Origin of the sequence: Actinomadura miaoliensis (assembly GCF_039536785.1) — a bacterium.
Classification (GTDB): Bacteria; Actinomycetota; Actinomycetes; order Streptosporangiales; family Streptosporangiaceae; genus Spirillospora; species Spirillospora miaoliensis.
The window spans coordinates 402,002-420,661 of record NZ_BAAAZG010000047.1; the positions used below are offsets into that span (position 1 = coordinate 402,002).

Sequence of the window (18,660 nt, forward strand, 5' to 3'; positions counted from 1 at the left end):
CGGCCCGCTCCTTTCGCCCCGGTCCGCGCGGTCCGCCGGGCGCGGTCACGCGGTCGTGCCGCGCCGGTCAGCGGACGACCCGGCCGCCCCGCACGACGCGCGCCGGACGCGCCAGCACCCGCGGATCGGCGCGCGGATCGTCCTCGAACGCCACGAGATCCGCCGCGGCGCCGTGTTCGAGCCCCGGGAAGCCGAGGAACGAACGCGCCGTCCAGCACGCCGCGCCCAGCGCCGCGTCCGCCGGGACCCCCGCCGCGACCAGGTGACGCACCTCACCGGCCACCCTGCCGTGCGGCAGCACGGACGTGCCGTAGCTGTCGGTGCCCGCCAGCACCGTCACCCCGGCCTCGTGCGCCGCCGCCACCAGCGGCCCCAGCCCTTCGCGTGCGGCCCGGAACCACTCCCGGAACCGCCGCGACCGCGAAGCCTTCGCCACCTCGGCGAACGTCTCCCACACCGTGAACGTCGGCACCAGCGCCGTCCCCTGGGCGGCCATCCGGTCCAGGAGCGAGACGTCCAGGCCGAGCCCGTGTTCGAGGCTGTCCACGCCGGCCCGCACGGCGGCCTGCGCGCCCGCCGCCGTCTGCGCGTGGACGGCGACGCGTCCGCCCGCCGCGTGCACCCGCCGGGTCGCCTCGGCGAGCCGCCCGGCCGGCAGCGGCGGATCGTCCAGGCCGTGCTCGTCGCCCACCCAGTCGGCGTACACCTTGCACCAGCCGCCGGACGCCAGCGCCTCCTCCACGGCCGCGTCGGCCAGATCCGCCGCCTCGACGTGCCTGGCCCAGCCGGCGTAGAACCGGCCGGGCAGGGCCAGCCAGCGCCCCGCCGAGACGACCCGCGGCTGATCGGGCTCCGTGCCGAACCAGCCCGGCAGCCGACCCGCCGAGCCGGGCACCCGCAACAGCGTCACCCCGGCGGACAGGTGCTCACGCCCATGGCGCCGCAGCAGCTCCGCGTCCAGCGGGTCGCCCGGCCGCTCGGCGCCCGGATGCGTGTGCGCGTCCACCAGGCCCGGCAGCAGCCACCCCCCGTCCACCACGGTCACCGCGTCGCGGACCGGCTCACGCGACAGCACGCCCCCGGCGATCCAGAACTCGGCGGACTCCTCCGACGGCAGCGCCACCCCGCGTACGCGCAGCACCTCGCCCACGAGCCCTCGGCTACCCCGAGGACCCGGCCCTATCCGCCACCCGGGGCAGCGGGCGGCGCAGCGCCTCCACGGCCAGCCGCGCGGACGTGCCGATGACCGCGTCGGCCTGCGGCAGCACGGCGGTCGGCAGCAGCGACCGGGTGAACACCGCCACGGCGTAACGGCCGCCGTCGGGGTACTCCACGACGCCGATCTCGTTGCGGATCGTGGGCAGCGTCCCGGTCTTGCCGCTGACGCGCACGTCGTCGTAGGGGAACCCGGACGACAGCCGGTGCGGCCACACCTGCAGGCCGAAGAACCGCCGCATCTGCGCGCACTCGGCGGGCGGTGCGGCCTCGTCCCGCCAGATCATCGCCATCAGCCGGGCCATCTCGCGGGGCGTGCTGCGGCTGGTGCTCAGCGGGTCCAGCGCGCGCAGCCGCTGCAGCACCCCCGGCTCGCCCAGCCGCGCCCACAGCTCGCCGAGGTCGTCCACGCCGCCGTCGGCCAGCATCATGGCGTGCAGGTCGCGGCCGGAGCCCATCACGCGGGTGGCGTGCAGTCCCAGCTCGGCGACGGTGGCGTCCACCGCCTCCGGGCCGACGGCGGCGAACACCGCGTCGGCGGCGGTGTTGTCGCTGACAGTGATCATCAGGCAGGCCAGGTCGCGCAGTGACATGCGCACCTCGTCCAGCAGCGTGGACACGCCCGTGGGGCCGTCGCAGCGGTCCTCGGGACGCAGCGTGACCCGCGCGGCCGGGTCGAGCCGCCCGGCCGCGGCGTGCCGGAAGAACGTCACCAGCAGCGGCACCTTGAACACCGACGCCAGCACCACCGGCTCGTCGGCGCGCAGCCCGATCTCCCGCCCGGAGTCCACGTCGACGGCGTGCAGGTACCCGGTCACGCCCGCGTCGCGGAACGCCGCCTCGATCCGGTCCAGTTGCGTGTCCATACGCCCCTTCATGCCAGGAACCCCGAGGCCGGACGGGGGACGACGCGGCGCGGCGGCGCGGACGGCAGCGGCGACATCCCGGCCTGCGCGCACAGCACGCCGGTGGCGGCGGCGGTGAACTCGGCCACCGCGTGCTCGTTGCCGGCGTCGCGGCGCCAGGCGCACGACACGCGCAGCAGCAGCGGCTCGCCGACGAGCGGCAGCCACGTGACGCCGGACGTCTCGGGGGTACGGGGCGTCAGTGCCACCGCGGACCCCGCCAGCACCAGCCCGACGGCGAACTGCGGCTGCCGCGCCTCGTGCACGGCGGCCGGGTCGTACCCGTGCCGGCGGCACGCCGCCAGCAGCTCGTCGTACGGGCCGGGCGCCTCGTCACGGGAGAACAGCGCCAGGTCGCGCCCGGTGAGGTCGGCCAGGTGCACCTCGGGTGCGGCGGCCAGCGGGTCGCCGGACGGCACCAGCACGCCCACCGGCTGCCCGAGCATGGGCCCGAGGCCAAGATCGCGCACCTCGCAGGGATGGCGCAGCACGCCGACGTCCAGCGCGCCCTCGGCCAGCGCGCGGATCTGCTCGGCCGTGCCGATCTCGCGCAGCTCCAGGCGCACCTCGGGACAGCGGGCGCGGAACTCGGCGATCAACGCGGCGACGACGGCGCCGGTCAGGTCGGCCGGCACGCCCGCGCGCAACGCGCCCAGCTCGCCGCGGCGGGCGCGTTCGGCCAGGGAGTGGATGCGGTCCACCCGGGCGAGGATCTCACGGGCCTCCTCCAGCAGCAGCCGTCCGGGCACGGTCAGCTCCACACGGCGGCTGGACCGCTCGAACAGCCGCACGCCGAGCTCGCGCTCCAGCCGCTGGATGCGCTGGCTGAGCGGCGGCTGTGCCATGCCCAGCCGGTCCGCGGCCCGCCCGAAGTGCAGTTCCTCGGCCACCGCGACGAAGCAATAGAGATGACCGACGAGGTTCACGAGCAGCGATCATATCGATTCGCCTATCACTGCGACACTCATATCGCTCTTGGACTTTTCGCTGGTCAACTGGTGTGCTGTCCGGGCAACGAGAGAAAGGGAGGGGCGATGCGCCGATCTCGGGGGATCCTGGTCGTCGCGCTGGTCGCGACCGCGGCCCTGGTCGTCGGGGTGGGGGCGGTCTGGGTGCTGCGCGCCGACGAGGGCCCGCGCGACACCGCCGAACGCTACCTGGCCGCGTGGGAACGCGGCGACGTCGAGACCATGCGGACGCTGACCGCCGACCCGCCCGCCGACTTCCGGCAGATCTTCACCCGGATGCGCGACGACGTGGGCGTCGTCCGGCAGCGGTACCGGGTGACGGCGATCGGCGATCCCAAGGACGACGAGGCGGGCGGCTCCTACCGCGCGGAACTGACGCTTGCGGGCGGCCGCGTCTGGGCGTACACCGGCACGCTGCCGTTCACCAAGCGCGACGGCGAGTGGCTGGTGGACTGGTCGCCGCGGGTCGTCTACCCGACGCTGCGCGAGGGGCAGCGGCTGCGCGCCACCCGCTCCTGGCCCGACCGGGCCGCCGTGCGGGCCGCCGACGGCAGCGACCTGGACAGCGTGCAGTCCGGCTCGGTGCAGCAGCTCGTCGGCGCGGTCGGCAAGCTCGACGCCAAGTCCGCCCGCGAGCTGGGCGCCCCCTACCGCGAGGGCGACCTGGCGGGCGTCGAGGGACTGCAGCGGCAGTACGAGCGGCGGCTCGCCGGGACCCCGGCGCTGGCCGTGCAGATCGTCGGCGCGGACGACCAGGTCGTCCAGACGCTGCACCGGTTCGGCGGCACCGGCGGAACGCCGCTGCGCACCACCGTCGACCCCAAGGCGCAGCGCGCGGCCAGCCAGGCCCTCGCCGACGTCGGCAAGCCCGCCTCGCTGGTGGCGCTGCGCGCGTCCACCGGCGAGATCCTGGCCGTGGCCAACAAGCCGGGCGGCTACAACCGGGCGCTGATGGGCCGCTACCCGCCCGGGTCGACGTTCAAGGTCGTCACGGCGGCGGCGCTGGTGGCCGGCGGGGTGAACGTGACCAGCCGGGTCGGCTGCCCCGCCACCACCAACGTCGGCGGCCGCACGTTCAAGAACTACAAGAACGAGGACTTCGGGACGGTGCCGTTCCGCGAGGCGTTCGCGCACTCGTGCAACACCACGTTCGCGCGGATGGCCGTCGACCGGCTCGGCCAGGAGCGGCTGGCGCAGGTCGCCGAGCAGTTCGGGTTCAACGCGCCGATCATCGGCGGGCTGCCGGCGGTCCGCGCGTCCTACCCGCCGGTCAAGGACGACACCGCGTTCGCGTCCGCCTCGTTCGGGCAGGGCGAGGTGCTGACCAGCCCGCTCAACATGGCGAGCGTGGCCGCGGCCGCGGCCACCGGCACGTGGCGTTCGCCCCGGCTGGTGGACGCGGCGCTGGCCGGGCAGGCGCTGGACGCGGGCGGCCGCAGGCCCGAGCCGCCGCGCCGGCTGGAACCGGGCGTGCGGTCCGCGCTGCGCACCCTGATGCCCGCCGTGGTCAGCGAGGGCACGGCCGCCGCGGTCGGCTTCCCGGCGGGAACGGCCGGCAAGACCGGCACCGCCGAGTACGGCTCCGGCGACAACCCGCCGACCCACGCCTGGTTCATCGGCTACCGGGGCGACCTGGCCTTCGCGGTGGTCGTCGAGGGCGGCGGGACGGGCGCCGAGGCGGCCGCGCCGGTCGCGGCGAAGTTCCTGCGCGACGCGGCCTGACGGGACGCGGCCTGACGGGACGCGGCGTAACGGAACGCGGCCTGGCGGGCGTAACCGGCCGCGGGCCAGGCGGCGGTGGCGAGCGCCAGCACTCCCAGCCCGGCGAGCGCCGCCGCCGCCCCCGCGGGCCCCAGGTCGAACAGGCGCCCGACGGCCAGGCCGCCCACGACCGCGACGACCCCGCCCACGAACGCCATCACCCCGTAGTACGCGCCGACCTGCGCGGGCGGCGCGTGCCGGGCGACGTTCTGGAACACCGCCGGTTCCAGCAGACCGTAGGAGAACCCGTGCAGCACCGCGACCCCCACCAGCGCGGCGACGGACGCGGCGCCGTGGTCGTCCAGCGGGACCATCAGCAGGTAACCGGTGCCCGCCAGCGCCAGGCTGACCGGCATGACCCACGCGCGCGCGGCCCGTACCCCGCCGCCACGGCGGCCGGTGCCGGCGCACCACGGCTGGACGGCCGCCGAGACCGCCGCCGACACGCACAGGTACAGCGTCGTGACGCCCGGGTCGAAGCCTTTCAGCGGGACGACCACCGACGTCTGGGTGGGCAGCAGCGTCGTGGGCGCGGCCAGCACGATGAACCGGACATACGGGCGGTCCCGGAGCACCGCCAGCACCGAGCGTCCCACGCCGGGTGAGGAGCGGCGCCGCGCCCGTCCCGGCTCCCGCAGCGACGCGAACAGCACGGCCGCCATCGCCCACGCCGCCGCCGCGACGCCCGACAGCAGCCCGAAACCGCCGTCCAGCGCGCCGAGCACGTCGCCCGACAGCAGCACCAGCCCGGCCGTAGGGCCCGCGACGGCCGCGACCTGACCGGCGGCGGCGTACGCGCCGAACCCCCGCGCGCGGCGCCGCGCGTCCAGCCCGGCCAGCAGCGAACGCGTCGCGGGATGGAACAGCGCGCCCCCCGCGCCCAGCAGCACCGCCGCTCCGAACAGCCCGGACAGGCCGTCCGCGGCGCCGAGCACGGCGAACCCCACCGCCCGCAGCGCGCAGGCGACCGCAGCGGCGCGCGCCGCGCCGATCCGGTCCGTGACCGGCCCGACCGCCAGGTACAGCGCGTACTGGACGCCGACGCGCGTGCCCAGCACCAGCCCGATCATCCCCGCCAGCAGGCCCACGTCGTCGCGCAGGTGCACCACCACGTGCGCCATCACCGCGTAGAAGCCGAGCGCGGCGGGCAGGTTCCCGGCCACCACGACGGCGGCCACCCGCCGCTCGCTCGGGGCGGGCGGCGGGTGGCCAGAGGGGGACGCGACGGTCAAGGCATCTTGCCCAGGCCGCGCGCCAGCACAGACGCGGTCTGCGCGATGACGCCGTTGTCGATCTCGGGGTGCGCGCCGTCGCGGTTGGTGTACACCACGATGATCACCGGTGCGCCGGACGGCGGCGAGGCGATCGCGATGTCACTGGCGAGCGCGTACTTGCCGCCACCGGTTCCCGTCTTGTCGCCGACGGTCCAGTCCTTCGGCAGCCCGGCGTGGATGCGCTCGTAGCCGGTGGTGGTGGCGTTCATCCATGCGACGAGCTGCCGGCGGTCCTCGGGCACCAGCGCGTCGCCGACGGTGAGGGCGGCGAGGTTCCGGGCCATGAACGCGGGCATGATCGTGTCGAGCTTCCCGCCCGGCTCCCACTCGTTCAGCTCGGGCTCGTACCGGTCCAGCCGTCCGGTCGGGTCACCGAGCGAACGGTAGTACCGGGTCATGCCCCGGGGCCCGCCGATCTGCTTGAGCAGCACGTTGGCGGCCCCGTTGTCGCTGGTGGTGATGGTCGCGTGGCACAGCTGCGCCGTGGTCAGCCCGTTCTCGATGTTCTCGGGCAGGCCGGTGACGGGGGCGTGCCCCGCCTTCTTCGCCTCCTCCGCCGTCCAGTGGAGCCTGCGGTCCAGCAGGCCCGGGTCGGTCGTGCGCGCCTTGTTGAGGATCGCGCCGCACAGGATGGCCTTGAACGTGGAGTTGCTGGCGAAGCGCTCGTGCGTCCGGTGGCCGACGACCTTGCCGGTGGCGGTGTCGATGGCGAACGCGCCGATGCGTCCGTTGTACGACGCCTCAAGCTCGCGCAGCCGCTTGGTGACCTCGGCCTGGCCGGACGCCGCGACCGGCGTCTGCTGGGAGGCGGCGCCTCGGGTGGCCGCGTTGGTCTCCGGCGCCGCGCCGCAGGCGGTCCCGCCGAACAGCAGGGAGGCCGCCAGCGCCGCCGCGCCCAGCCTCCGCCACGGCCGCCGGCGACGTTCGTCTTCTCGCTCGATCATCTGGTCCTCGTCGGTCGGTGATCTCCGGACGCCAGGAAGCAGACCAGACCCCGCGCACCCATGTCCAATATTGATATGGCCTGCCGGACGATATGAAGAACGCAATAAACGCTGCAAGACGCCGGGATTTTCCTCGCTCAAAGCCAGTCGCGTGCTTTGAACAACACGTAGAGCCCGGCACTGCACACGACCATGAGCAGGGCGCTGAGGACGAACCCCCAGTGCTGCTGCGAGCCCGGGTAGGGGACGTTCTGGCCGTAGAACCCGGTGATCGCGGTTGGCACGGCGATGATCGCGGCCCAGCTGGTGACCTTCTTCATCACCTCGTTGAGCCGGTTGCCCTGCAGCGCGATCCGGGTGTCCAGCAGGTTGGCGACCAGCTCGCGCAGCCCGTCGATCCACTCGCCGGCGCGCAGCGTGTGGTCGTACAGGTCGCGGTAGTAGGGGACCAGCGGCTCGGTGACCAGGTCGGCGTCGCGCCACAGCAGCGTGCCGGCGATCTCCCGCATGGGCAGCGCGACCCGGCGCAGCGTGAACAGGTTCTTGCGCAGCCGGTAGCTGCGCAGCTGGATCTCCCGCACCTGGAACGACTCGTCGAAGACCAGCTCCTCCAGCTCGTCTGCGTCGTCGTCCAGGGCCTGCGCGGCGTCCAGCTGCCGGTCCACGGTCAGGTCGAGCAGCCCGTACACCAGCAGCGCCATGGTGTCCCGGGGATCGTCCGTGCGGGGGATGCGCAGGTGGTCGTCCCAGCGGCGGACCAGCTCGTCCACGTCGAACCCCGGGTCCTGCCGGACGGTCACCAGCGCCCGGGGCGTGATGAACGCCGACACCTCGTGCATCCGCAGCCCGCCGCCCACGACGTCCGGCACGTACACGTTGAGGAACGAGTACTCGCTGTAGCGGTCGAGCTTGGCGCGCTCATGCCGGGACACCGCGTCCTCCACGGCCACCGGGTCCAGCCCCAACTCCTCCTTCACCACGTGCAGCTCGCCGTCGCGGGGCCCGCACAGGTCCAGCCACACCACCGTGTCCGGCAGCTCCAGATGGTCACTGATGTCCGCGACGGGGAACCCCTCGGCCACCACCCGGCCACGCCGCCAGAGTCGCGTACGCGGGGGGTGAGTGCCGATGCGGTTGTCCGGATGAGCGGCGGCGTCGGTCTCAGAGGGCGGCTTTTCCATGCGCTTCCTTATACCGCCGTTCACCACGGCCGCTCAGCGATGGGGAGGGGCGGTGGACGTGCGGACGACGAGCTCGGCGGGGAGGGAGCGGGGCTCGGGGCGGCGGCCGTCCAGGAGTTCGAGGAGCGCCGTCATGCCCTCGGCGCCGAGGCGGCGGGCGGGCAGCCGGACGGTGGTCAGCTCCGGCTCCAGCGCGGTGGCCAGCACGTCGTCGTCGAACCCGGTGACCGACAGGTCGCGCGGGATGTCCAGGCCCCGCGCCCGCGCGGCCTTGTAGGCGCCCGCCGCCATGAGGTCGTCGTCGCAGACCAGGACGGTGGGGCGGGCCGGGCGGTCCAGCAGCCGTCCGGCCGCCTCCTTGGCCGCGCCCGCGTCGATCGCCGTCGTGGTGCGGACCAGCTCGCCGCCGGGCAGGGCGGCCACGGCCGCGGCCAGCGCGGCGCCGCGCTCGTGGAACGTCCACTGGTCGACGGCGGCGGCGACGTGCCCGAACCGGCGGTGGCCCAGCGCGCCCAGATGCGCGGCCAGGGCCCGCATGCCGTCGGCCACGGCGAAGTCGACGGTGGGCGTCGCGCCCGCCGGGTCGTTGTCGAGCATCACCGCCGGGGTGTCGCTGAACTCCTCCAGCACCTCCACGGCCAGCGACGAGGCCAGGACCCCGTCGATGGCCTCCCGGGGCGAGGCGAACGGGCCGACCTGGGACGAGGCGTCGCCGGGCCGTGTGTCGTCCGGCCACGGGTACACCACGACGCCGAACCCGTGCCGCGCGGCGACCTCGGCCGCGCCCGTGTAGACGGCGCCGAAGAACGTGCTGCTCAGCGTCGGCACCACCAGCAGCACCGTGCGGGTCGTGCCGAGCCGCAGGTTGCGCGCGGCCAGGTTGGGCCGGTAGCCGAGCCGCTCGGCCGCCCGCCGCACCGTGCGCGCGGTCGCGGGGGAGACCCGGCCGGACCACTTGCCGCCCAGCACCAGGGAGACGGTCGACTGCGAGACCCCGGCCGCCTGCGCGACGTCCCTGCTGGTGGGGCGCCTGGTCGTGGGCACAGCGCCTCCTCGCCGTCGGCTTTCGGTCGGCCCGATCGGCCAGCCGCACCGGACCGCAGTGGAATCAGGCTAGAGCGCGAGGGGTGGAAAGTGGTACGTATGACGGGAAGTAATACGTATGACAAACCCCGGGAGTGGAATGCGCGCCTACCTCGGCCTCCTGCGGACGCGGTACGCCGCCCGCCTGCTCGGCGGCACGCTGCTCGGCCGCCTGCCGAACGGCATGGGCGTGCTGGCGGTCGTGCTGCACGTGCGCGACGAGGGCGGCGGCTACCCGCTCGCGGGCACCCTGGCGGGGGTGTTCGGCCTGGCCATGGCCGCCGGGCAGCCCGTGCTCGGCCGCGCCATGGACCGCTACGGCCAGCCCCGCGTGCTGGTGCCCGCCGCCGTGCTGTCCGCCGCCGGGTTCGCCCTGCTGGCCGCCGTCGGCGCCGAACCGCTGCCGGTCGCGGTCGGCGCGGTGATCCTCGCGGGGTTCGCCACGCCGCCGCTGGAGGCCGGGCTGCGCGCGCTGTGGACCTCCGTCCTGCCCGGGCCCGCGCAGGTCCAGGCCGCGTACGCGCTGGACGCGGCCGCCCAGGAGATCCTGTTCACGGCCGGGCCGCTGCTCGTGGTGGCCGCCGCCGCGATCTCCACCGAGGCCGCGCTGCTGCTGACCGGCGCGCTCGGCATCGCCGGGACCCTCGTGGTCACACTGTCGAGGCCGTCGCGCCGCTGGCGCGGCGAGGCGCGCGCCGCCGACTGGGCGGGACCGCTGCGCTCCGGCGGCCTGCGGGTGCTGCTGCTGGCCCTGGCCTGCGCGGGCATCGCCCTCGGCGTGTACGCGGTGGCCGTCGTCGCCTACGCCGAACGCGAGGGCAACGACGCCGCGTCCGGGCTGCTGCTGGCCGCGATGGCCGCCGGTGCGCTCGCCGGCGGCCTGGTGTACGGGGCCAGGCAGTGGCGCGGCGAGCCGCACGTGCGCATGCCGTGGCTGATGGGCGCGCTGGCGGCGGGCTACGTGCCGCTGGTGTGGGCGCCCGCGCTGCCGCTCATGACCGCGCTGGCGTTCCTCAGCGGCGTCTTCCTGGCGCCGATGCTGGCGTGCGCGTTCTCGCTCGTCGACCGGCTCGCCCCCGCCGGCACCGTGACCGAGGCGTTCGCCTGGGTGGTGGCGGCCTTCGGCGTCGGCAACTCGGTGGGCTCGGCCGTCGCCGGCCTCGGGCAGGACCTCGCCGGCGTGCCCGGCGCGTTCGCCGGAGCGGGCGTGGGCGGCGCGCTCGCGCTGGCGTGCTGCCTGCTGGGCCGCCGGACGTTCGCCCGCAAGCCGTCCGACGCCGTCCGCCCGCAGACGGCCCGGGTCTGACGGTCGCCGAGTGTGACGGTCGCCGAGTGTGACGGCGGGCACACGCACTAGAGTGGGATGCCGTGAGGGGATCGGGGCCGTCGCCGCGCGGCGTCCTGCTGACGCTGCTCGGGCTGGGGCTGCTCGCCGGGCTGTTCATGATGCACGGCGTCACCGCCTCCCCGTCCCCCGTGCACGTCTCCGCACCGCTGCCCGTGCCCGCGGTTCACCTGCCGTCGTCGGCGATGGGCCACGCCACGGGCGGCCACCATGAGACCGTCGGGCCGGCGCACGGCGCCGGGCACCTGGCGGGCTGCTCTGCGGGCACCGTGTGCTTCGCCCTCCTGACGATCGCGCTGCTGCTGTTCGCCGGGACGGTACGTCCGATCGCCCTGCTGCCCGTACGGGCCGTGTCCGGCGGCGCGCCGCCGTCGCGCCGGGGCCCGCCCAAGGCGCGGCCGCCCAACGTCTACCAACTCTCCGTGCTGAGGCTGTGACAGGCCGCGGCCGGTGCCGGGTCGTCCCCGGTGCCGATCGCGCATTCCGCATGCCCTGGAACAGCTCGTCCGGCAAGGAGAGAACCAAGTGACCAAGAAGCTCGCGACGATCATCGCGGTCGTCCTCATCGGTACGGCCGCCTGCGGCGGGGGCGACGACGGCGGCGCGGACGGTGCGGCCGCCTCGGCGAGCCCGTCGGCGACCGCGTCCGCCACGGCGCGGCACAACGCCCAGGACGTCACGTTCGCGCAGATGATGATCCCGCACCACCGCCAGGCCGTGGAGATGTCCCGGATCGTCATCAAGGGCAGCCAGGACGCGCAGGTCCGGCGGCTCGCCCAGCAGATCGAGAAGGCCCAGGCGCCCGAGATCGAGACCATGACCGGATGGCTCCGCGCGTGGGGCGCCGAGGTCCCCGCCGAGGACGACGACATGGGTGCGGGCGGCCACGGCGAGCACGGCGCTCACGGCGGCGGCGCCATGCACGGCATGATGACCGAGGAGCAGATGGAGCAGCTCGGCAGGCTGAAGGGCGAACGCCTGGACCGCGAGTTCCTCACCATGATGATCGAGCACCATGAAGGCGCGGTCGCCATGGCCCGGCAGGAGCAGGCCAAGGGCGCCGACCCGGCAGCCAGGAACCTGGCCGCCGCCATCATCAGGACCCAGCAGGCCGAGATCGACCGGATGAAGGCCCTGCTCAAGCAGTAGCGGCCAGGCGGGACGGCACGCCCGGACGCGGGCCGGACGTCAGATCCAGTCCTTGAACCAGATCCGGGCGTGCCACTCGTCGTACGAGATCACCTTCGCCGCCAGCACCGGGTAGAAGTAGGCGAAGTTCGCCAGCACCACCAGGATGAACGCGCCCGCGATGGCCGCCCCCACCATGCGGCGGGTCTCCATCCGGGCCAGCACGCCGCCGATCTTCGCCGCGGTCTCCGCCGGGGCGGCCGCCGCCGTGCCGTACAACCGGGGCAGGCGGGTCAGCGCGGCGGCCCGCGTCGGTTGCGGCCCGATGAGCACGCCCAGCGTCAGCACCACCGCGAGCACCATGAACGGGATCATCGGGGTCGTGTAGAACAGGAACATCGTGCGGTCGGCGAAGGCGTTGGGGAACCAGCTCAGCCAGCCCGCCGTGTACCCCAGCAGGATGGCGCCCGCCCGCCAGTCCCGCGCCACCAGCCACAGCCCCACCGCCACCACGAGGGCGATCAGCCCGCCCCACCACAGCGCGGGCGTGCCGATGCCGAGGATCTCCCGCGAGCAGCGGGCGGCCTCGCCGCAGCCGCCCTTGGGCTCGGAGTAGAAGAACGCCACGGGACGGCGCAGGATCGGCCAGTCCCACGGCCACGACTGGTACGGGTGCTTGGAGTCCAGCCCGTTGTGGAAGTTCCACATCTCGACGTGGTAGCGCCACAGGTCCGGCAGGGCCTCGAACGGACGCAGCGGCGGGCTGCCGGCGACCTCGCCGCGTCCCCAGCCGCCCGGCCGGAAGATCCAGCCCCACCAGGAGGCCAGGTAGGTGAGGGCCGCGACGACCACCAGCTGCACGAAGGCCGGGACGGCCGTCAGCAGCAGCGTGCCGTCCAGCGGCCGCGGCACGCCCGCCGCGCGGCGGGCGCCGAAGTCCCAGAACAGCACCATGAGCCCGAACGCGGCGACGTAGAAGACGCCGGTCCACTTGGTGGCGCAGGCCATGCCCAGGCACACCCCGGCGGCGATCAGCCACCCGTGGACCAGGAACGGCCCGTAGGGGGACCCGGCGTCCGGGCCGCCCCGCGCGTCGATCCGGTCGGCCAGCTCGGCGCGGGACCGGAACCGGTCGTTGACCAGGCACGCGAACGCGGCGATGATCCAGAACTGCACGAAGACGTCCAGCAGCGCGGCCCGGCTGGTGACGAACTGCAGCCCGTCCAGCGCCAGCAGCAGCCCGGCGGCGCAGCCCAGCAGGGTCGAGCCGGTCATCCGGCGGGCCACCCGGCACAGCACCAGCACCGCCAGCGTGCCGAACAGCGCGGGCATGAACCGCCACCCGAACGGCGTGGCGCCGAACAGCCACTCGCCGATGGCGATCATCCACTTGCCGCCCGGGGGATGGGCGACGAACGACGGCCCCTCCGCCCAGATGTGCGCGTTCGGGTCCTTGATGAGAAGTTTGTCGGCGTCCTTGACGGTGCTGTGCTCCCAGCCGAACTTCAGCAGCGACAGCGCGTCCTTGGCGTAGTAGGTCTCGTCGAAGACCACCGTCTTGGGCACGCTCAGCCGGTCGAAGCGCAGGAAGGCGGCGAACGCGGTCACCAGCAGCGGCCCCAGCCAGCCCAGCAGGGCGCTGCCCGGAACCGGCGGGGACAGCCGGTCGCGCAGAGGGGGCGTCCTCCGCGGTTCGTCGGAGGCCCGAGCCGGGGCCAGATCCGTCATCGCCATTCCGCCATGGTACGGGCGGGACGGTAACCCGATGGTTGCATGGCGAACCCTTCGTGGTCAGGGCGGCGTCCCGGCGGCGGGACAATGGGGACGTGACGGGGAACGAGGCGGACGGCGCGACGGGCACCCTGCGGCTGGCCGCGGCGCCCATCGGACGGGCCGACGACGCGTCGCCGCGGCTGCGCGCCGCACTGGCCGACGCGCAGATCATCGCGGCCGAGGACACCCGGCGGCTGCGCCGGCTGGCCGCCGACCTCGGCGTCGAGACGCACGCGCGGGTGGTGTCCTACTACGACCAGAACGAACGCGCCCGCGCCGCCGAGCTGCTCGCCGAGCTGCTGGCCGGACGGGACGTGCTGGTGGTCACGGACGCGGGCCTGCCCGGCGTCTCAGACCCCGGCTACCGGCTGGTCCGCGCGGCCGTGGCCGAGGGCGTGCCGGTCACGGTGCTGCCCGGCCCGTCCGCGGTGACCACGGCCCTGGTGGTGTCGGGGCTGCCGACCGACCGGTTCTGCTTCGAGGGGTTCCCGCCGCGCCGTCCCGGAGAGCGGGCCCGGCGCCTGGCGGCGCTGGCCGCCGAGCCGCGCACCATGGTGTTCTTCGAGGCCCCGCACCGGCTGGCCGCCACGCTGGCGGCGATGGCCGAGGCGTTCGGCGCCGGGCGGCCCGCCGCCGTCTGCCGCGAGCTGACCAAGACCTTCGAGGAGGTGCGGCGCGGCACGCTCGGCGAGCTGGCGGACTGGGCGGCGGACGGGGTCCGCGGTGAGATCACCCTGGTCGTCGGCGGCGCGCCCGAGCCGGACGGCACCGCCGAACCGGCCGACCTGGCCGCCGAGGTCGCCGCCCGCGAGGCCGCCGGAACGCCCCGCAAGCAGGCCATCGGCGAGGTCGCCAAGGCCACCGGCGTGCCCCGGCGGGACGTCTACGACGCGGTCGTCGCGGCCAAGCGGGACAGGGAACACTGACCTCCTCCGGCACGGTCCAAAAGCCTGCAATCGGGGAATATTTGGTCATGCACCGCGTCGCCCGACACACCGGGTGTCCCGGACGCGATGTGGCGTCACCGAGGAGGTGGGGGCCTGTGCGAGACACATGGTCCAGCCACGAGAGTTGGGTCTACGAATGCCTCAACTGCCTGACCACCTGGCCTGAGGAGTTCGAGGTGATCCATACCGCCGACGGTCACGGCGGCGAGGTGGTGGTGTACTCGCACGAGGGGCATCCCTGCACCACCCCCTGGCTCGACCACGTCTGCCCGCGGTGCCGCTGCCAGAACGTCAAGACGTTCCCCGGGACGCGGCGGCGGGAACGGGCCCAGGCCCAGGCCGCCGCCAGGGACGACCTGGAGATCGTGTTCCGCCTCCGCCGCCTGCACGCCTGGTAGCCCCGCCCGCCTGGTGGCCGCGCCCCGGCCGGACGTCTCGGCCGCGGGCCTCGCGTGATCGCGTGAAACCCGCGTGCCGTCACTTGGCGGCGACCTCGGGGACCTTCTCCTCGATCAGCTCGGTCTCGGTCCGCTCGGCGGGCTCGGCGCCGCGGCGCCGCACCAGGCCCGCCAGCCGCGACCGCGCCTCGGGCGCGAACGCCAGGCCGGCCGCCAGGCACGCCAGCGGCACCGACGGCAGGACGTACCGATAGTCGAACTCGGCCGTCGCGGCGGGCGCCAGCAGCAGCCCGGTCGCCAGCGTCCACGGCAGGAACGCCGCGCCGCCCACCCGCCGCCACATCGCGCCCAGCCCGGCCAGGCCGACCAGCAGGATGACGCCGACCATGGCGCCGCGCAGGTAGAACACATCCTGGTAGCCGCGGATCACCCCGGCGAACGGCTCGACCACCCGGGGCCGGGCGCGGCCGCGCTCGTAGGCCACCGCCTCGTCGGCGGCCGTGGTGTCGTTGTCCATCCGCCAGTTCGGCAGCGCCGTGGACGTCTCGCCGAACTCGTACTGCTGGTAGGTGGCCCGGTCCGGGAAGACCGTGCGCTCCCACCGGAAGACGCGGAAGAAGTCGTGGGCCACCACGCCCAGGTAGTCCAGCGGCTGGGACAGGATCGCCCGCCTGGAGAACTCGTTGGCGGTGGCGTTCTGCTCGGGACTGAACCGCAGGCCCGGGTAGCGGTTGAGCGGGGACGCGGCGTTCCAGATGCCGTCCTGGGAGTTGGGCAGCCGGTTCTCCGGCTCGGTGCACAGCGGCATCTCCTGCACCGGCGGGTTGATCTTGTGGCAGTCGGCGAACTTGTAGACCCGCGCGTACAGGAAGATCCCGTTGCTCTCGGTGATGGCGAACTTGCCGTACTCGGCCTTGAACCAGCCCATGTAGGCCACCACCGGCAGCATGCACGCGGCCAGCATGACCGCCATCAGCCGCCAGCCGGTGCGCCGGATCAGCAGGAACACCAGCACGCCGAGCAGCACCGGCAGGCCCACCGAGCGGGTCAGCCAGGCCATCCCGATCAGCAGCCCCACCGCCGCGGCGACCTTGGGGGTGGGCCGGTCCCGCCACAGCAGCAGCGTCACCGTGCACACCACCAGGAAGGTGAACAGCGTGTCCGACAGCACCAGGTGTTCGAGCTGGATGGTGTAGGCGTCCAGCAGCGGGGGAGCGGCGGCCAGCGCGGCGCCCCAGCCGGGCAGCCGGAACCGGTGCCGCAGCAGGGCGTAGATCATCACGCCCATCGCCAGCCCCATCAGGTGCTGGACGGCCGCCACCAGCGCGAAGCTGTGCAGCGGCTTGAGCGCGAGCAGCATGAAGGAGTACCCGTCGGGCCGCAGCGGGTGCGGGTACGGCTTCATCGCCACGTGCAGGTAGTCGAAGCTGTCGTTGAAGAACATGACCGGCTGGTAGCCGATCATCGTCACGACGCGCAGCAGCGCCGCCGTCGCCAGCAGCACGGCGAAGGCCGGGTGCCGGCGCGCCGACGCCCACACGGCCGAGGGGCGCAGCGCGCGCCCGGCCCGGACCGTGCCGCGTGCGGCCGCCCCCGCGGCGCGGCGGCCCGTCCGCAGCGTCCAGGGCCCGGCCTGCCGCCACGACAGCGCGCGCACCCGTCCGGCCAGGGCCCGCGTCCGGGACGCGGGCGAGGCGTCCGGCGGCTGCGGCTCGTCCCCGTCGGGTTCGGTGCGCCGCGTCGTGGTCTCCGGCGTCTCCGGCGCGGCCGTCACGCGCCGCCTCCGGAGTCGTCCGGCCGCGCCCCCGCCGGCGCCGTCGCCCCTCCGGACCGCGTGGCCTCCGCGTCCTCACCGAGCACCGTGCCCCGCGCCGCGTTTCCCGCCACGGCCGCACCTCCCACTCGTTGTCCGTCGCCGGTTCCCCGATCGGCGGCACACCCTCGCCGCGTCATCAAGCCATGCCGCCGCACGGCCGACCCGCCCCCGCCGGGCCGCGGTGCCCGTATGCTTGTCCCCCTAGCCTGCCGCCCGCGGCCGTGACGGAGCGGGTGTTCGGGTCGCAAGTGCGCAACACGATACGGGCGCTCTTGGTGGGAGCGGCGCGCAACGCCCCTCCCGGACAGGCATCATGGCGTACGACGGGCCGCCCGGCGGGACATGACGAGATTAGTGGAAAATACCGCAGACGGTCACCAGGGGTAACGAAGGAGATCGCGTGGAACTCTCCGTAGTGATGCCGTGCCTGAACGAGGCCGAGACGGTCGAGACCTGCGTCCGCAAGACGGTCGGGTTCTTCGAGAAGCACGGCATCGACGGCGAGGTCGTCGTCGCCGACAACGGCAGCACCGACGGCAGCCAGCAGCTCGCCCGCGACGCCGGGGCCCGGGTGGTGCCCGTCATCGACAAGGGGTACGGCAACGCCTTGATGGGCGGCATCCGCGCCGCCCGCGGCAAGTACGTGGCCATGGGCGACGCCGACGACTCCTACGACTTCACGACGCTGCTGCCGTTCCTCGAGGAACTGCGGGACGGCGCCGACCTGGTCATGGGCAACCGCTTCAAGGGCGGCATCGCCCCGGGCGCCATGCCGCCGCTGCACCGGTATCTGGGCAACCCGGTGCTCAGCTTCGTCGGCCGGCTGTTCTTCGGCAGCAAGATCGGCGACTTCCACTGCGGGCTGCGCGCCTTCAACAAAGAGTCGATCATGCGGCTCGGCCTGCAGACCGGCGGCATGGAGTTCGCCAGCGAGATGGTGGTGAAGGCCACGCTGGCCAAGTACGACATCCGCGAGGTGCCCACCACGCTGTCGCCGGACGGGCGCTCGCGTCCGCCGCACCTGAACACCTGGCGGGACGGCTGGCGTCATCTGCGCTTCCTCCTGCTCTACAGCCCGCGCTGGCTGTTCCTGATCCCCGGCCTGCTGTTTATGACGCTCGGGCTGATCGCCGGGATCGCGCTGTCCTTCGGTCCGGTGACCGTCGGCGAGATCGCCTTCGACGTCGACACCCTCGTCGGCGCCTCGGCGGCCATGATCATCGGCTTCCAGTCGGTGATCTTCGCCCTGCTCACCAAGGTCTATGCGATGCAGGAGGGATTCCTACCTCACGACCCGCGGGTCAAGCGCGTCATGGACTGGTTGAGCCTGGAACGCGGCCTGGTGGTCGGCGGGCTGCTGGCCCTGGCGGGCCTCGGCGGGCTGATCGCCTCGCTGCTGCACTGGCGCATCAACAACTTCGGCGAGCTCAACCCGCGCGAGTCGCTGCGCATCGTCGTCCCGGCCGCCACCGCCCTGATGATGAGCCTGCAGGCGGTGTTCGCCGCGCTGTTCGTGAGCATCCTGCGGATCCGCCGCCGTCAGCACCCGCCGGCCGTGGACGTGGCCGAGGAGGCCGCGGGCGTGGTGGACGCCGCCGCCCACCGGGTCTCCCGCGAGGCCGCGAAGGCCGCCGAGACCGCCAAGGCCGCCGAATCGGCCGAGACCGCCGAGAACACCGAGCCCGCGAAGTCCGCGAAGGCCGCGAAGGGCGACAAGCCCGCCGAGGCCTCCAAGCCCGCGGAGACCTTCGGCGGTGGCAACGTCAAGGTCGTCAACGTCAAGTCCAAGAAGGCCGGGGACGCCGCCGAGGACGGGGACGCCGAACGCTGACACGGACCGGCCGCGGCGTCCCGCCGCCCGGCCGCCCGTTCGTCCCGTCGCACCGCTGGACCGCCGAAAGCGCAACGTCATGTCACCCCGC

General features: G+C 74.2%; 16 protein-coding genes. 7 read left to right on the top strand and 9 right to left on the bottom strand.

Annotated elements, in window-relative coordinates:
* Positions 1-67 precede the first annotated feature (67 nt).
* Genes ABD811_RS31090 through ABD811_RS31100 form a run of 3 tightly spaced genes read right to left on the bottom strand, consistent with a single transcriptional unit; the run spans position 68 to position 3,046 of the window.
* Positions 68-1,150 carry an amidohydrolase family protein gene (locus ABD811_RS31090; protein WP_344954873.1) on the bottom strand — a complete coding sequence of 361 codons (1,083 nt, stop codon included), beginning with the start codon at positions 1,148-1,150 and terminating at the stop codon, positions 68-70.
* Positions 1,151-1,160: 10 nt separating this feature from the next.
* Entirely contained in the window at positions 1,161-2,081 is a 921-nt protein-coding gene (locus ABD811_RS31095; protein ID WP_344954875.1) for a serine hydrolase, read from the bottom strand.
* 8 nt (positions 2,082-2,089) lie between these two features.
* Positions 2,090-3,046 (bottom strand): LysR family transcriptional regulator, encoded by a 957-nt coding sequence (locus tag ABD811_RS31100; protein WP_344954877.1) that lies wholly within the window; start codon positions 3,044-3,046, stop codon positions 2,090-2,092.
* A gap of 108 nt (positions 3,047-3,154) precedes the next feature.
* Here ABD811_RS31100 and ABD811_RS31105 point away from each other — a divergent pair, with 108 nt between their 5' ends.
* Positions 3,155-4,810 carry a penicillin-binding transpeptidase domain-containing protein gene (locus ABD811_RS31105; RefSeq protein WP_344954879.1) on the top strand — a complete coding sequence of 552 codons (1,656 nt, stop codon included), beginning with the start codon at positions 3,155-3,157 and terminating at the stop codon, positions 4,808-4,810.
* On the opposite strand, the gene ABD811_RS31110 is transcribed toward ABD811_RS31105, so the two are convergent.
* From ABD811_RS31110 to ABD811_RS31125, 4 genes are all read right to left on the bottom strand, one after another.
* A complete protein-coding gene (locus tag ABD811_RS31110; RefSeq protein WP_344954881.1) occupies positions 4,708-6,081 on the bottom strand; it encodes an MFS transporter in 1,374 nt (457 codons plus the stop codon). The two genes, ABD811_RS31105 and ABD811_RS31110, sit on opposite strands and share 103 nt — an antisense overlap.
* Entirely contained in the window at positions 6,078-7,067 is a 990-nt protein-coding gene (bla, locus tag ABD811_RS31115) for a class A beta-lactamase (RefSeq protein ID WP_344954883.1), read from the bottom strand. The genes ABD811_RS31110 and bla overlap by 4 nt, the downstream gene beginning before the upstream one ends.
* Before the next feature lie 137 nt (positions 7,068-7,204).
* Entirely contained in the window at positions 7,205-8,248 is a 1,044-nt protein-coding gene (locus ABD811_RS31120) for a magnesium transporter CorA family protein (RefSeq protein ID WP_344954885.1), read from the bottom strand.
* A 33-nt stretch (positions 8,249-8,281) separates the two neighbouring features.
* Complete coding sequence (locus ABD811_RS31125; RefSeq protein ID WP_344954887.1) at positions 8,282-9,292, bottom strand: LacI family DNA-binding transcriptional regulator; 1,011 nt, start codon at positions 9,290-9,292, stop codon at positions 8,282-8,284.
* A gap of 139 nt (positions 9,293-9,431) precedes the next feature.
* Here ABD811_RS31125 and ABD811_RS31130 point away from each other — a divergent pair, with 139 nt between their 5' ends.
* From ABD811_RS31130 to ABD811_RS31140, 3 genes are all read left to right on the top strand, one after another.
* Positions 9,432-10,637: an MFS transporter gene (locus tag ABD811_RS31130; RefSeq protein WP_344954889.1), complete on the top strand. Its 1,206-nt coding sequence runs from the start codon at positions 9,432-9,434 to the stop codon at positions 10,635-10,637.
* Between the two features lie 62 nt (positions 10,638-10,699).
* Positions 10,700-11,113: a hypothetical protein gene (locus ABD811_RS31135; RefSeq protein WP_344954891.1), complete on the top strand. Its 414-nt coding sequence runs from the start codon at positions 10,700-10,702 to the stop codon at positions 11,111-11,113.
* Positions 11,114-11,201: 88 nt separating this feature from the next.
* Positions 11,202-11,825, top strand: a complete 624-nt coding sequence (locus ABD811_RS31140) for a DUF305 domain-containing protein (protein ID WP_344954893.1) — start codon at positions 11,202-11,204, stop codon at positions 11,823-11,825.
* Positions 11,826-11,864: 39 nt separating this feature from the next.
* Here the strand turns inward: ABD811_RS31140 and ABD811_RS31145 are convergent, their stop codons facing one another.
* Entirely contained in the window at positions 11,865-13,538 is a 1,674-nt protein-coding gene (locus ABD811_RS31145) for a dolichyl-phosphate-mannose--protein mannosyltransferase (protein ID WP_344954895.1), read from the bottom strand.
* Positions 13,539-13,630: 92 nt separating this feature from the next.
* Here ABD811_RS31145 and rsmI point away from each other — a divergent pair, with 92 nt between their 5' ends.
* Positions 13,631-14,503 carry a 16S rRNA (cytidine(1402)-2'-O)-methyltransferase gene (gene rsmI / locus ABD811_RS31150; RefSeq protein ID WP_344954897.1) on the top strand — a complete coding sequence of 291 codons (873 nt, stop codon included), beginning with the start codon at positions 13,631-13,633 and terminating at the stop codon, positions 14,501-14,503.
* Between the two features lie 116 nt (positions 14,504-14,619).
* Positions 14,620-14,922: a hypothetical protein gene (locus ABD811_RS31155; protein WP_344954899.1), complete on the top strand. Its 303-nt coding sequence runs from the start codon at positions 14,620-14,622 to the stop codon at positions 14,920-14,922.
* Positions 14,923-15,001: 79 nt separating this feature from the next.
* On the opposite strand, the gene ABD811_RS31160 is transcribed toward ABD811_RS31155, so the two are convergent.
* A complete protein-coding gene (locus ABD811_RS31160) occupies positions 15,002-16,696 on the bottom strand; it encodes a hypothetical protein (RefSeq protein WP_344954901.1) in 1,695 nt (564 codons plus the stop codon).
* A gap of 442 nt (positions 16,697-17,138) precedes the next feature.
* Here ABD811_RS31160 and ABD811_RS31165 point away from each other — a divergent pair, with 442 nt between their 5' ends.
* The gene (locus ABD811_RS31165; RefSeq protein WP_344954903.1) at positions 17,139-18,569 is read left to right on the top strand and encodes a glycosyltransferase family 2 protein; all 1,431 of its coding nucleotides are present in this window, start codon (positions 17,139-17,141) and stop codon (positions 18,567-18,569) included.
* Positions 18,570-18,660 lie beyond the last annotated feature (91 nt).